We start from the raw sequence: 12,697 nt of genomic DNA on the forward strand, positions 1-12,697 counted from the left end.
GCTACCGATGTGCTTTGGGCGTTGTGCCGCCGGCTGCGGCAACCCTCGCCCCGGGAAATGGTCCGACGGCTTCGCGGAGCCCTGGCACAGTGGCGCACCATGGATGACTCCGGTCTCATGACTGCCGCGGACGTGCAGCTCATGCAGAGCCTGGCGCAGCGGGTTACGGCCGTCCGACCCGACCTGGTGAACAGCGACGCGTCGTTCGGAGAGCTGGCCTGGATCTGGGGCAAAGGGCATGCATGCGAAGGCGAGAGCTGGCTGCGTCGGCTGTGGTTCTCCGGTGACGATTTGGTCGCGTGGGGCTGGGCCTCTCTGCTACACCAGGTGACGCGGAACGACGGGTCGGTGAAGGACGTCACCAGCGCCTATCTGGCTTATCAGCTCCATCCCGACCACAGCGAGCTGGTGGACGAGGTGATCGACTGGTACGACGGTGTGACGGTCGGCATCGAGCGCACGGTGAGCCGCAGTTCGCCGATTGAGTTCGCGCTGAAACGATGGGCGGCGCACGGCTATGAGACCGATCCGGCCTCGCTCGGCGACACCGGCTCCTGGACTCAACTCAATGAGCGGGACCTCGATGACGTGGAACAGCCGGTGCTGCCGGACGGCTTCCGCTTCCGCACCGCCGACGAGGCCGGGCCGCAGGCCGCGGTCCAGGCCCATGTGGACGCCTGGGCCCCGTCGACATACACAGCCGAGGGCTACGAGGGCGTCCGGCGGACACCGCCGTACCGCGGCGACCTGCACGTCCTGGTGGAGGCGCCGGACGGAACCATGGCCGCATCGACGATCATGTGGCTCGACGAGGCGAACAGCACCGCCGAATTCGAACCGGTCGGAACACATCCGGACTACCGGCGGCTCGGGCTCGGCAGGGCGATGCTGCTGCGCGGGATGCATCTGGCACGGGAGGCCGGGGCCGATCACATGACGGTCGCCTGTCTGGGCGCGCCGGGGCATCCCGCGGCGCGCGGGCTGTACTACAGCGTCGGCTTCCGGAAATTCACACGAGACGTGCCGCTCATCAAGACCGGGCGCTAAAGCAAGACCGGGCGCTAAAAGGCTGCCTGGCGGGCCCCGTCGTAAAAGTGAACCAACTCTGTCCGGGCTGGTGAACGTGGCCCCCAGTCCCCCCTGTGCGATCGGCGATTGCGCGTGTCAGGCCAGCTTCCTCAGCAGCTCCGCCGCCAGGGGCGCGGAGGAGGAAGGGTTCTGACCGGTCACCAGGTTGCGGTCCACGACGACGTTCGGGATCCAGGGCTCGCCCACCTGGACCTGCACACCCGCCTCGGTCAGACGATCCTGCAGCAGCCACTTCGCCTTGTCCGCAAGGCCCGACTGGGCCTCCTCCGCATTGGTGAACGCGGCCACCTTGTACCCGGCGAAGGAGTTGGTGCCGTCCTGCTCGACCGCGGCGAGCAGAGCAGCCGGGGCGTGGCAGACCACGCCGAGGAGCTTGCCGGACTTCAGCGCCGAGGTGAGCAGGCGGCCGGAGTCGACGTTGACCGCCAGGTCCTCCATCGGGCCGTGGCCACCGGGGTAGAAGACGGCGGCGTAGTCGTCGAGGTCGACGTCCTCCAGACTGATGGGGCGCTGGATCTCGCCGATCGCGGCGAGGGCGTCCGCCATCTTCTTCGCGCCTTCCTCGCCGCCGTTGAACTGCGGCGCCAGGCTGCCCTGGTCCAGGGGCGGTACGACGCCGCCCGGCGTGGCGATGACGATCTCATGGCCGGCGGCCGTGAACGCCTGGAACGGGGCGACGGCCTCCTCGGCCCAGAAGCCGGTCGGATGCTTGGTGCCGTCCGCCAGCGTCCAGTGGTCGGCGCCGGTCATCACGAAAAGGATCTTCGACATGGTGTGGTCTCCGAGAGTCGGGGGCGTGCTCTGACGCTGCGTACTCAGAACGTCGGCGCACTCATGCTCGAAACTAAAGGTCTTGGACTATCGGCGCCAATGAAGGCACCGATACGAGGTATCGACGAACCGATGCCCTGCAAGGGGACGGGTGGGCAGGTGGCTTGCCTGCGCACCTCGTAGGCTCGACAGCGTGAGCGATCAGGAGACTCATGGGAGCAGTCCACTGGACCTGAACCTGCTGCGCACCTTCCTCGCCGTGCACCGCCTGGGATCCTTCACCGCCGCCGCACGACGACTGGGCCTGTCGCAGTCCACCGTGACCATGCAGATCCGGGCGCTGGAGAACCGCCTGGGCCGCGAGCTGTTCGAGCGCCGGGCACACGGCGTCACCCCGCTGCCCCACGCGGACGAACTCGCAGGGCAGCTGTCGGTGCCCCTCGACCAACTGTCCGCAATCACCGGCGAAGAGTCCGGCAGCGTCGCGGCGCCGGTGCATCTGGCCGGGCCCGCGGAGTTCATGGGCGTCGTCGGCCTCAGGGTGCTGGCCCCGCTGGTCACGCAGGGCGTCCGGCTGCGGGTGGCCATCGGACTGACCGAACCGTTGCTCGAAGAACTGCGGGCCGGACGCCACGACCTCGTCGTCGCCACCCGCCGGCCCCGTGGGCGCACGCTCCACACCGAACTCCTCGCCGACGAGGAATTCGTCCTGGTCGCCACACCTGTATGGGCCGAACAGCTCAAGGGGCAAGAGCTGCCCACCACCCTGGAGAGCCTCCCGCTGATCGCCTACGCCGAGGACTTGCCGATCGCCCGCCGGTACTGGCGCCACGTCTTCAACCGCCGGCTGCATGTCCAGGCCACGATCACCGTCCCGGACCTGCGCGGTGTCCTCACCGCCGTCACCGCCGGCGCCGGGTGGAGTGTCCTGCCCAGCTACCTGTGCCGCACCGAACTCGCCTCCGGCGCCCTCCAGCTGCTCCACCAGCCGCAGGACCCCCCGATCAACACCGCCTACCTCGTGCAACGCCCGGGTAGCGCCACCAACCCCCACTTGACGCTCGTGCGCGAGTCTCTCCTGGCCGCCGCGAAGACCTGGTGAGCCCAGCCAGCACCCCGGGGCCGCGGCGGTCCGACGCTGGGGCTGCGGTATCGGCACTGCTCGGTGGGGAGTATGAGCAGCTCCGCGACGGAGACGCGGATGCGCTGGGGTTCCAGTTCTTCGCGCGCTCCTCGACGGCTGCCTTGAGCGGGTGCGGGACGGCCGCGTGGGTCCCGTACATCAGGCCCATGAGGCTGACGTTGACCAGGGGGTCCAGGCGGCCCAAGCCATGGGCGGTTCGCTCGACCACGCCAGCGCCCCCCCCGTAAGGGCCGGGCGAGCGGCCCCCGTGCCGCAGACCGGGTGGGCCTGAGGCACGGGGGCGCGGTGCCGGGGAGGTGGCTCAGCTGACGAGGCGCCTGCGCCGCATGCGGCGGACGCCGAAGCAGGTGCCGAGCAAGGCGGCGACGGCCGCAGTGGCGGCGCCCGCGGTGACGGCTACCCCGGTGGTCGCTGCGGGCTCGGCGGACGCGCGTGGGGGCGCGGCCGTACCGCCGTAACCGCCGCCCTTGCCCGCTCGGTCGTAGGCGGACCCAGGGAGCTTGTCGCCGTATTTCTTGTGTACCAGGCGCTGGTAGGCGGCCACGGTCACGCCGCTCTTCCCCACGGCACGCCGCGCGTCAGGGTCGAGCGGCAGCACACGGCCGTCGCGCACCACGTACCAGGCGTCGATCTGCGGTTCCCGGAAGACGGTTCCGAGGCCGTGCGCCTCGCTGACGTAGTCGGTCTCGTCACCGCCGGTAGCGATGTTGACGACCTTCCACCCCTTCGCCGTCCGTACGGTCCACACCGAGGCGACCTGGCCGTTCGCGGAGACCGCCTTGCTCGCGACGAACTGCGGGTCGGCGACAGGGGCGCCCGGGCGTCCGGCCACGAAGCCCGGGTCGAGGAAGTAGACGGTTACCGACGGCCCGACCAGGTGCGGCCGGGCCGCGCTCTGCGCGATCGCGCCATCGCGGGCGAAGAAGCGCGAGAGGGTGAGGAGGGTGGCCGGGGATGACGCCGCCTCGCGCGCCTGAGCGGTGTCGCCGGCGGTGAAGGGCGCGGGGAAGCCGTCGGCGGCCGCAGCGTGGGCCGTGGCGGGGGTGAGTGCGGCGAGGGCCGCGGTGGCGGCGAGCGCCACGACCGCCGTGCTCATGCGGACGGGCTTGCGGTCGGCGGGCGCATGCCGGTTCGCTGCGGGGCGCTTCGGTGACGCCGGGGTCGGTGACGTGCCGCTCGATGACGTCTGGGTCGGCGTGGTCTGGATCGGTGACGTGCGGATCGGGGTCATGGGGTCACGCTCCGATCCCGTAGAGCGAGTGGGTCCACGTGAACGAGTTGTTGCTCACGTAGTAGTCGTAATCCCCCCAGTTGTAGCGGTAGTTGGAGGGCCACGGGTCGCCCCAGTAGACCTGGTTGTCGGAGGTGTCGTAGCCGTAGAGCACATGCATGTGCCCGCCCCCGGAACTCCACTCGATGCGCGTCTCGATGGGGCGGTCGGCGTTGACCTCATTCTGAACGGTGCCGTAGCGCAGGTAACCGCTCACGTACGTACCGGGGTTGATGCCCATCCAGTCGAGGGCGTTCTGTACGTCGTCCAACGCCGCCTGCCAGTTGCCGCAGGTGCTGCCCTGGGGCCGGTTGAAAGCGGCGTCGCAGAACTGGTTCTGGGTGTAGTTGCGTCCGAACCACGACGCGATGGTGTTGCCGCTCGCCGCCCAGCACCAGTTGCTGTTCTGCTGGGCCTGCATGGTGATGTTGAGGCGCTTGGCGGCGGCAACGATGGGGTGAGCGGCGGCCCGAGGAGCGGCGTGGGGAGCGGAGAGCGGAGCGGAGAGTGGAGCGGCGTGCGCGGTGGCCGTCGGCACGAGGGCGGCCGTCAGCACGGCGGTGGCCGCGAGGACCGCTGACGCCAGGCGTCTGCGGCCCGGGGTGGTAGTGGACATGGCGTTCCTCCCAGTCAGGGTGGGGGTGGAGGAGCGCGTCCGGACGCTGCGACAGCAGCATCGATCTCTTGTCAGGCCTCGGTCAATGAAGTTATCCACAGGGCTGGCGGCGAAGTGAATTCCACCCGTACGGTTGTGAACGCCACGGCAGGTACCAGCAGGTGGCAGTGCAAGTGACGCCCCGTTCCGGGACGGGGAAGTGAACGTTCACAGATAAACAATCCGAGGGGGGTGGGGGGAGGGGAGGGGCCCAATGGCAGCTCACAGTGCCAATCGCCGTGCCACCCCACGCCCCGGCGACCCCGCCCTCCGCTCCTCCCGCCGCCCCACCCCCGAGGCCGAACTCGCCGAAGCCCTGCGCACCGGCCCGTTCTCCGTCGCGCTCCGGGCCGCGCTTGCCGCACGCGGGCTGGCTCTGCATCGTGTGCAGCACCGGCTGGCCCAGCGCGGCATACGTGTCGGTGTGACCAGCCTCAGCTACTGGCAGCGCGGTGTGCGGCGGCCCGAGCGGCCCGAGTCGCTTCGTGCCGTCACCGCGCTCGAGGAGGTCCTGGAACTTCCCTCGCACGCCCTCACCCGCCTGCTGGGCCCGCGTGCCACCAGCGACCATCCCCCGGCCCGCCCGTATCGCACCCTCCTCGAACCCGCCGCCGCGGTCGAATCGCTGCTGGCGAGTCTGGCGGCACCGGCGGACGGCGGGCTGCACACCGTGATCCACTACGAGCACGTTCACATCGGTGCCGATCGAGAACTCGCCGCCCGCGACTCGCACCATGTCGTACGGGCCCATCGCGATGGCGTCGACCGCTATCTCGCCATTTATCACGGCGACCCGGGCTGCGACACGGAACGGGTACGGGTACGCGGTCTCGGCAACTGCCGGGTCGGGCGGATCCGGCGGCACGGCGCTTCAGGGGTGATCGTCGTCGAGCTGCTCTTCGACGGGCGGCTGAGAGTCGGGGAGACCGCCGTCCTGGGGTACCGCTTCGAGGACGGAACCGGCGAGCCCAGCCATGAGTACGTTCGTGGTTTCACCTACGGCGGCGGTCAGTATGTCCTCCAGGTCGGCTTCGACCGCGCCGCCCTGCCCGTCCACTGCCGTCGCTTCGCCCGTCCCTCGGCGACCGCCCCTCCTGAGGCGATCGCCGATCTGACACTGAACGCCTATGGCTCGGTCCACCTCGTGGAGCAGCAGATTCGGCCGGGCGTCCTCGGCATCACATGGGAATGGGACTGAGGCGGTTGCCACCGCGTCGCTCGTGGCGGAGCCGCTTGCGCTGCCTCGCCACGGATGGCCGCTTCGCTGTACGGCCGCTGTTCGTCAAGGTCAATGCCAACGCGTCGCAGAGCTCCACGGACGCCGACTGCGGGCTGTTCCTCACCGGCACGGACCAGGGTCCGTTCGCGACGGCCACGGCCGCGGCCACACCGCGCACGACACCCCTCCGGTCGGCACACCCGCCCCGGGTCGTCCGGTGACCGTGGGCTGCTGACGGCCGGTTCCTTCTGCTGACAGCCGCCACCACCGCGCTGCCGGTCGCCGTCGCCCCGACCCGACCGACCCCGACCTGGCGCGGGCGGCGGCAGGGCCCAAGAACTGGATCCCAGTGGTTCCGGTAACGGGCAGGACCGCACAGAACGTTCACAGCTGCACCCCTTCCGCAGGAACACCAGGCGCCTAGCCTCGGACATCGCGACTCGTTTGTCGCGATCATGCCATTCGCGCGGTGGACGCCGCCAACGGGGAGGGGATCGCATGCGCAAGAGACGTGGCTCCATCAGACGTGCTTGTACGGCGCTGACCACGAGCCTGTTGCTTTTAGCCGGGGGGTTGGGGCTGACGGCGGCGCTGGCGGCGCCGGCGCGGGCGGCGACGGTCGGCGCGGTCGTCAATGTCACGCGGAGCGCGGGGAATCAGGCCGAGGGCGCCATCGCGGTCGATCCAACGAACCCGAGCCACCTGGCGGCCGTGTCGAACAACGGTGACGGGGCCGGCGTCGGCATGACCGCGGCGTACAGCACCGATCACGGGGCGACCTGGACGCACCGGACCATCACCGACGGCAATGACGGCCTGGCGAAGTCATGCTGTGATCCCAGCCTGTCCTGGGACTCCTTCGGAAACCTCTTCCTGGTCTACCTGGACGCCGACACGACATCCGGCGCCGTCCACATCGTCCTCTCGACGGACGGCGGGAAGACCTTCTCCCGGCTGGCCGACTTCGCCTCCGGCGATCAGCCCGACCAGCCCACCATCACCACCGGGGCCGGCAGCGTCTGGGCGGTGTGGACCGACGGCGGCCACAACAACGCGATCACCGCGGTCGGAGCCAAGGTCACCGGTGCCGGTGCCTCCGGTGTCGGGGCCTTCTCCGCCCCGCAGGCGGCGGGGTCCGGGGACTACGGGGACATCGCGGTCGGCCCGACGGGCTCGGTCATGGTGACGTACCAGCGGCCGCAGGGTGGGAGCGCTGCCGGCAAGCTGTACACGGCCCTCGACCTCGACGGACTGGGCGGGGGAGGCTTCCAGGCCGAGGCAACGGCCGTGGACCTGAACATCGGTGCCTTCTACCCGATCCCCGCGCAGAGCCAGCGCATGATCGACGCGGAGGCCGGCCTGGCCTGGGACCGCAGCGGCGGCGCGCACAACGGGCGGCTGTACTTCCTCTACACGGATGCCCCCTCCAACGGCAGTGCGGACACCGACATCTTCGTGAAGTACTCCGACGACTCCGGGGCGCACTGGACCTCTCCGGTCCGGGTCAACGACGACACGGGGACGAACAGCCAGTTCCTGCCGAAGATCGCGCTGGACCAGACATCAGGCAAGCTCGCGGTGTCCTGGCACGACGCGCGCAACGCCGGCACGGCGAACGACACGGCGCAGCTGTACGCCGCCACCAGCGACGACGGCACGGCCTTCGCGGCCAACGACCGGGTCAGCGACGGCACGTCGAACGCCTCCCAGGCGCACAACGGCATCGACTACGGCGACTACACGGGGCTCGCCTACGAGGACGGCAGCTTCTACCCGTTCTGGGCGGACAACTCCAACAGCACCAGCGACAATCCGGACGGCGCGCACAGCAGCTTCGACATGTACACGGCCCGGGTCCAGCTGGTCAAACCGCCCACCGCGAGCAAGCTGACCTACACCGGCCCCACCACCGCCGACTACCACGACGCCTTCACCGCCGGCGCCCAACTCACCGCGGGTGGCAGCCCCGTGTCCGGCGCCGACGTCGACTTCACCCTCGGCAGCCAGAGCTGCACCGGCACCACGGACGCCTCCGGGAACGCGAGCTGCTCATTGACGCCGCAGAACGTCCCCGGCCAGACCACGATCACCGCGAGCTTCGCGGGGAACGCCAACACCGCCCCGAGCAGCACCTCCGTGGCGTTCACCATCACCAAGGAGGAGAGCGCCCTCGCCTACACCGGTCCCGCCAAGATCGCGAACGGGACCCCGGTACACCTGTCGGGCACCCTCACCGAGGACGCCACCGCGCCGATCGCCGGCCGTACGGTTTCCTTCGCGCTCGGCACGGGCGCCACCCAGCAGTCCTGCACCGGCACCACCGACTCCGCCGGCCATGCGTCCTGCACGATCGACAAGGCGAACCAGCCCCTCAACGACGCCGCCACCGTCCCGATGACGGCGTCCTTCGGCGGCGACGCCTACTACCGGCCCTCCAGCGCCACCGCCCAGCTCAAGCTGGAGTACTACACCGGACACGCCTACGGGATCACCGGCAAGGTCGACCTGCTTCTGACCCAGCTCGACCTGAAGCCGACCCCGGACACCGGCGCCATCCGCACCGCCCAGGCATCGACCACGGACACGCCGTGCGCGGCGTCCGTCGACGCGGTGATCATCACGGCCCATGCCCTGTGCCCGAAGGTGGTCACCTCGCTGGCACCGGGAACCTCGACGGCCACCGCCACCGTCAAGGACGCCTCGATCGGTATCCCGGGGCTGCCGGTGATCGGGATCAGCGGACTGACCGCCTCCTCCACCAGTACCTGCCAGAAGACGACCGGGAGCGCCACTCTGACCCTCACCATCGCGGGGATACCCACCACGGTGCCCACCGCGCCCAACAGCTCCATCGACCTCGGAGGCGGCGCCAAACTGACCATCAACGAGCAGACGCCGGTTCCCGGTGCGGACTTCGGTCTGACCGTGAACGCCGTCCATCTCACCGCCGTCGGCGGACTGGTCGACGTCGTCGTCGGCTCCGCCACCAGCGACGCGCACAACTGCGTTTGATCCCATGCGTGCGTGGGGGTGGTGCGGTGCGGAAGTGGAACGCCGAGCACCACCCCCACGTCGAACCGACGACACCATGTAGTCCGGCATCCCCAGGCGAGGCCGGACGAGGAGGAACCGATGCCTGCCCGCCGCCAACTTCCGCCCACGGCGGTCGTGTTCGCCGCCGCCACACTCCTGCTCGTCGGCTGTTCTTCCGGCGGCAGCAACTCAGCGGGTCCCAGCCCTTCCCCTACGCACCCCACGCCGTCGGCGACGGCCCCCGCACCGTCGGCCACGCACACGACGCCAGGGGAGGCCGGGACACCCACTACCGCCGCGCCGTCGAGTCCGGCCACGCCCCCCGAACTCAGCATCACCACCCTGCGTACCGGTGGGACCATCACACTGCCCGCCAAGGTCGGTTACACCGTCACTGGCTTCCACTTCACCGCCTCAGGCGGCTACCGGCTGCGTCTGACTCTGGGCGGCCCGGGCTCTTACCGTCTGGATCTCCCCATCAACGGCCCCGCCGGCACGGTGACCATTCCGCTCGACAAGATGCTGCCCGGCAAGCGCGACCTCACTTTCACCCTCGTTCGCACGGGCGGGGCGTCGGCCTGGTCGACGCAGCGCGCGGCGGAGGTGGCTGACGTCACCATCTACGGCCCAAAGTAGTTGTGGTCAGAGGGAAGTTCGGGCCCATGTGAGTGACAAGGTAAACATCCCGCCATTTCTTCCGGTGAACCCTTTGTGTGGCTGTTGTGGTCACGCCAAGATCCCCACTGCGCCGGGGCACCCCCATGCCCGGTGCAGGGAGGAGAGGGCATGTTGCCCCCTAAGCACCAGCGACGGTTCATAACCTGCACCGTCGTAGCGGCCGCGTTCGGACTGGTAAGCACCCAGTCGTTCGCGGCGTCGAGCAACGCCAGACCGCGCCCCTGGCAGGCGCGTCACCAGGCCGCGATCGGCCGGCAGCACATCAAGGCGGTGCACGCGGGCCAGGGAATATCCGCGCTTGCCGCAGAGGGCGACGACGACGGAGCCGACGAGGCGGAGAACTCCGCCGAGGCGACAGCACAGTTCACCGAGGCGCGCACCGCGCCCGGCGTGGTCGCACCCGGCGCCTACGGGGCGGCCTGGCAGCAGCTCCAGTCGATGAAGCACACCAGCGGCGGCTGGGACCACGTCACCAAGAAGGCCTACAACTCCGACGACCCCCGCTACCGCGATGTGAACTCCAACTCCAGCGGCGGCGCGGGCAAGGTCGCCGGACGCATCACGGGCATCGCCGCCGACGACCAGGGCTATGTGTATGCGGGCGGCGCCAACGGCGGTGTCTTCCGGTCCACGATCGGCGGCGGACACTGGAAGCCGATCGCCGACAAGCTGCCGTCCCTGTCGACCGGCACCCTCACCCTCGACGGCCAGCAGCGGCTCTGGTACGCCACCGGTGAGTCCAACACCGGCGCGACGTCGTTCGTCGGCACGGGCGTGTACGTCCTGAAGGACCCGCGCCACGGCCAGTTCCAGCCCGGCGACCGCGTGGGCGGCGCCGAACTGGAGTCCACCGTCATCCACGCGCTGCGCTTCGCCGGCACCACGGCGTGGGCGGCGACCAGCACCGGCGTCTGGTCGCACTCCACGACCACCCTGTCCGGGCCCTGGAAGCACGAGTTCGCCCCCAACCCGGACTATCTCCCGGGTGGTTCGAAGGCGGACGACCCGAGCGCGCCGTACAAGAACATCGCCAACGACATCGCCGTCGACCCGAAGGACCCGAACAAGGTCCTCCTCGCGGTCGGCTGGCGCGGCGGCGACACCTACAACGGGCTGTACGCCAAGCAGGACGACGGCAGCTGGAAGCCGGTCAGTGGCCTCGGTGACCTGCCCACCAGCAGTGCCGACGTCGGCAACATGACGTTCGCTGCCGCGGCCGACGGCTCGCGGCTGTACGCCATCGACCAGTCGCCGGCGCAGATGGCCGCCAACCCGGACAGCGGCCTCAAGGGCGTGTACGTGTCCAAGGACGGCTCGCCGTTCGGGCCGTGGACGCAGATCGCGGACTACACCAAGCTGAAGGCGTCCGGCTCCGCACTCCAGGGCGCGGGCTACATGCCGGGCATCCAGTCCTGGTACAACCAGTTCCTCCAGATCGACCCGGCCAACGCCGACCACGTCTATCTCGGCCTGGAAGAGGTCTTCGAGACCAAGAACGGGGGCCAGAGCTGGACCACACCCGGCCCGTACTGGAACTTCCCCTTCCCGTGCTGGAGCATCGACCCCTCCAAGCAGACCGGTGACTGCTCGCCCACCGTCCACTCCGACCAGCACGCCGTCGCCATCGGCAGCTACAAGGGCCAGAGCTGGGCGTACGTCGGCAACGACGGCGGCATCTACCGCCGCCCGCTCAACGGCGCCGTCGACTCCGGCGGCCACGCCAAGGACTGGCAGTCCCTCAACGACGGCACCCTCGATGCCCTCCAGTACTACTCCGTGGGCGTCGGCAAGGACCTGGCCAACGGCGGCGTCTCGGTCACCGGCGGCCTGCAGGACAACGGCCAGTCGATCCTGCGCGGCCGGGACAAGGTGATGGGCTCCAACTTCGGCGGCGACGGCGGCGACACCATCACCGACCCCGCCAACGGCTGCGACATCGCCGCCGAGTACGTCTACCTCGACATGTGGGTCACCCAGGACTGCGGCGTCAACGACGGCTCATGGTCGACGGACCCGTCCAAGGCCACCGAGTACGAGGTCGCCCCGCCGGACAAGGACCAGGGTGGCGCGGGCGCCCGCTTCATCGCGCCGATCGCCGCGGACGCCAAGGACGCCAACACCTGGATCGCGGGCGGCCGGCACGTCTGGGTGAACACCAAGGGCTACGCGATCCGCTCCGGCAAGGAGTGGACGAACGCCTACGACCTCGGTGAGGGACACGTGGCCACGGCCGTGGCGTCCTCCGGCGGCACGGTTTACGTCGGCTGGTGCGGTCCCTGCAACAACCAGGGCTTCACCCGCGGCATCGCGGTCGGCAACGCCGACGGCACCGGCTGGCACCAGCTGAACCTCCCGGTCGACGGCACCATCCCCAACCGCTACATCTCCGGCTTCGAGATCGACCCGGCCAACGCCCAGCACGTCTACGTGGCGGTCAACGGCTTCTCCCGTCGGTTCACCGAGGGCCCGGGTGCCGGTGTCGGCCACGTCTTCGAATCCAAGGACGGCGGCGCGAGCTGGACGGACATCTCCGCCAACCTGCCCGACGTCCCCGCCGACACGGTCAAGCTCCTCCCGAACGGCGGCCTCGCCCTCGGTACCGACCTGGCCACCTTCTACCGCCCCGCAGGGGCCACCAAGTGGCTGGTCCTGGGGCACGACCTGCCCACCACAGCCGTGATGCAGCTCCGCCTCGGCCCCGACGGCAAGCTGTACGCCGCCACCCACGGCCGCGGCATCTGGTCCTTCGACGTACGGCGCCTCAAGGGCCGTAACGACTGATCACTGCCGCCTTCCCGGCATATACGACGGCCGGCGTGCTCCCTGTGCGGGTGCACA

Annotated in this window: 9 protein-coding genes; 6 read left to right on the top strand and 3 right to left on the bottom strand. The window is 69.8% G+C overall.

Going from position 1 to position 12,697, the window contains the following annotated elements:
* Positions 1 to 117 precede the first annotated feature (117 nt).
* Positions 118 to 1,047: a GNAT family N-acetyltransferase gene (locus AB0L75_RS29850; protein WP_365186957.1), complete on the top strand. Its 930-nt coding sequence runs from the start codon at positions 118 to 120 to the stop codon at positions 1,045 to 1,047.
* A gap of 117 nt (positions 1,048 to 1,164) precedes the next feature.
* Here the strand turns inward: AB0L75_RS29850 and AB0L75_RS29855 are convergent, their stop codons facing one another.
* On the bottom strand, positions 1,165 to 1,860 hold the full coding sequence (locus AB0L75_RS29855) for a type 1 glutamine amidotransferase domain-containing protein (RefSeq protein ID WP_365186960.1): 696 nt from the start codon (positions 1,858 to 1,860) through the stop codon (positions 1,165 to 1,167).
* 193 nt (positions 1,861 to 2,053) lie between these two features.
* Between AB0L75_RS29855 and AB0L75_RS29860 the strand changes: the two genes are divergently transcribed.
* Complete coding sequence (locus AB0L75_RS29860) at positions 2,054 to 2,962, top strand: LysR family transcriptional regulator (protein WP_365186963.1); 909 nt, start codon at positions 2,054 to 2,056, stop codon at positions 2,960 to 2,962.
* Between the two features lie 343 nt (positions 2,963 to 3,305).
* Here AB0L75_RS29860 and AB0L75_RS29865 read toward each other — a convergent pair whose 3' ends face one another.
* The gene (locus AB0L75_RS29865; protein ID WP_365186965.1) at positions 3,306 to 4,100 is read right to left on the bottom strand and encodes a hypothetical protein; all 795 of its coding nucleotides are present in this window, start codon (positions 4,098 to 4,100) and stop codon (positions 3,306 to 3,308) included.
* A 139-nt stretch (positions 4,101 to 4,239) separates the two neighbouring features.
* A complete protein-coding gene (locus tag AB0L75_RS29870) occupies positions 4,240 to 4,890 on the bottom strand; it encodes a papain-like cysteine protease family protein (protein ID WP_365186968.1) in 651 nt (216 codons plus the stop codon).
* Between the two features lie 253 nt (positions 4,891 to 5,143).
* Between AB0L75_RS29870 and AB0L75_RS29875 the strand changes: the two genes are divergently transcribed.
* The 4 genes from AB0L75_RS29875 to AB0L75_RS29890 all read left to right on the top strand — a co-directional run bounded on the left by AB0L75_RS29875 (position 5,144) and on the right by AB0L75_RS29890 (position 12,640).
* Positions 5,144 to 6,127 (top strand): hypothetical protein, encoded by a 984-nt coding sequence (locus tag AB0L75_RS29875; protein ID WP_365186971.1) that lies wholly within the window; start codon positions 5,144 to 5,146, stop codon positions 6,125 to 6,127.
* A gap of 594 nt (positions 6,128 to 6,721) precedes the next feature.
* Positions 6,722 to 9,160 carry a choice-of-anchor P family protein gene (locus AB0L75_RS29880; RefSeq protein ID WP_365186974.1) on the top strand — a complete coding sequence of 813 codons (2,439 nt, stop codon included), beginning with the start codon at positions 6,722 to 6,724 and terminating at the stop codon, positions 9,158 to 9,160.
* Positions 9,161 to 9,280: 120 nt separating this feature from the next.
* Positions 9,281 to 9,817, top strand: coding sequence for a hypothetical protein (locus AB0L75_RS29885; protein WP_365186977.1), 537 nt, complete (start codon positions 9,281 to 9,283; stop codon positions 9,815 to 9,817).
* 150 nt (positions 9,818 to 9,967) lie between these two features.
* Positions 9,968 to 12,640 carry a glycosyl hydrolase gene (locus AB0L75_RS29890; protein WP_365186979.1) on the top strand — a complete coding sequence of 891 codons (2,673 nt, stop codon included), beginning with the start codon at positions 9,968 to 9,970 and terminating at the stop codon, positions 12,638 to 12,640.
* The last annotated feature ends 57 nt before the right edge of the window (positions 12,641 to 12,697 follow it).

Source organism: Streptomyces sp. NPDC052101 (genome assembly GCF_040680235.1).
In the GTDB taxonomy this organism is placed as follows: Bacteria; Actinomycetota; Actinomycetes; order Streptomycetales; family Streptomycetaceae; genus Streptomyces.

What these genes read in the sequence shown, in the direction of transcription:
- AB0L75_RS29850 (WP_365186957.1), top strand. Translation starts at nt 118, where the DNA reads ATGACTGCCGCGGACGTGCAGCTCATGCAGAGCCTGGCGCAGCGGGTT.
- AB0L75_RS29855 (WP_365186960.1), bottom strand. Translation starts at nt 1,860, where the DNA reads ATGTCGAAGATCCTTTTCGTGATGACCGGCGCCGACCACTGGACGCTG.
- AB0L75_RS29865 (WP_365186965.1), bottom strand. Translation starts at nt 4,100, where the DNA reads ATGAGCACGGCGGTCGTGGCGCTCGCCGCCACCGCGGCCCTCGCCGCA.
- AB0L75_RS29870 (WP_365186968.1), bottom strand. Translation starts at nt 4,890, where the DNA reads ATGTCCACTACCACCCCGGGCCGCAGACGCCTGGCGTCAGCGGTCCTC.
- AB0L75_RS29875 (WP_365186971.1), top strand. Translation starts at nt 5,144, where the DNA reads ATGGCAGCTCACAGTGCCAATCGCCGTGCCACCCCACGCCCCGGCGAC.
- AB0L75_RS29885 (WP_365186977.1), top strand. Translation starts at nt 9,281, where the DNA reads ATGCCTGCCCGCCGCCAACTTCCGCCCACGGCGGTCGTGTTCGCCGCC.
- AB0L75_RS29890 (WP_365186979.1), top strand. Translation starts at nt 9,968, where the DNA reads ATGTTGCCCCCTAAGCACCAGCGACGGTTCATAACCTGCACCGTCGTA.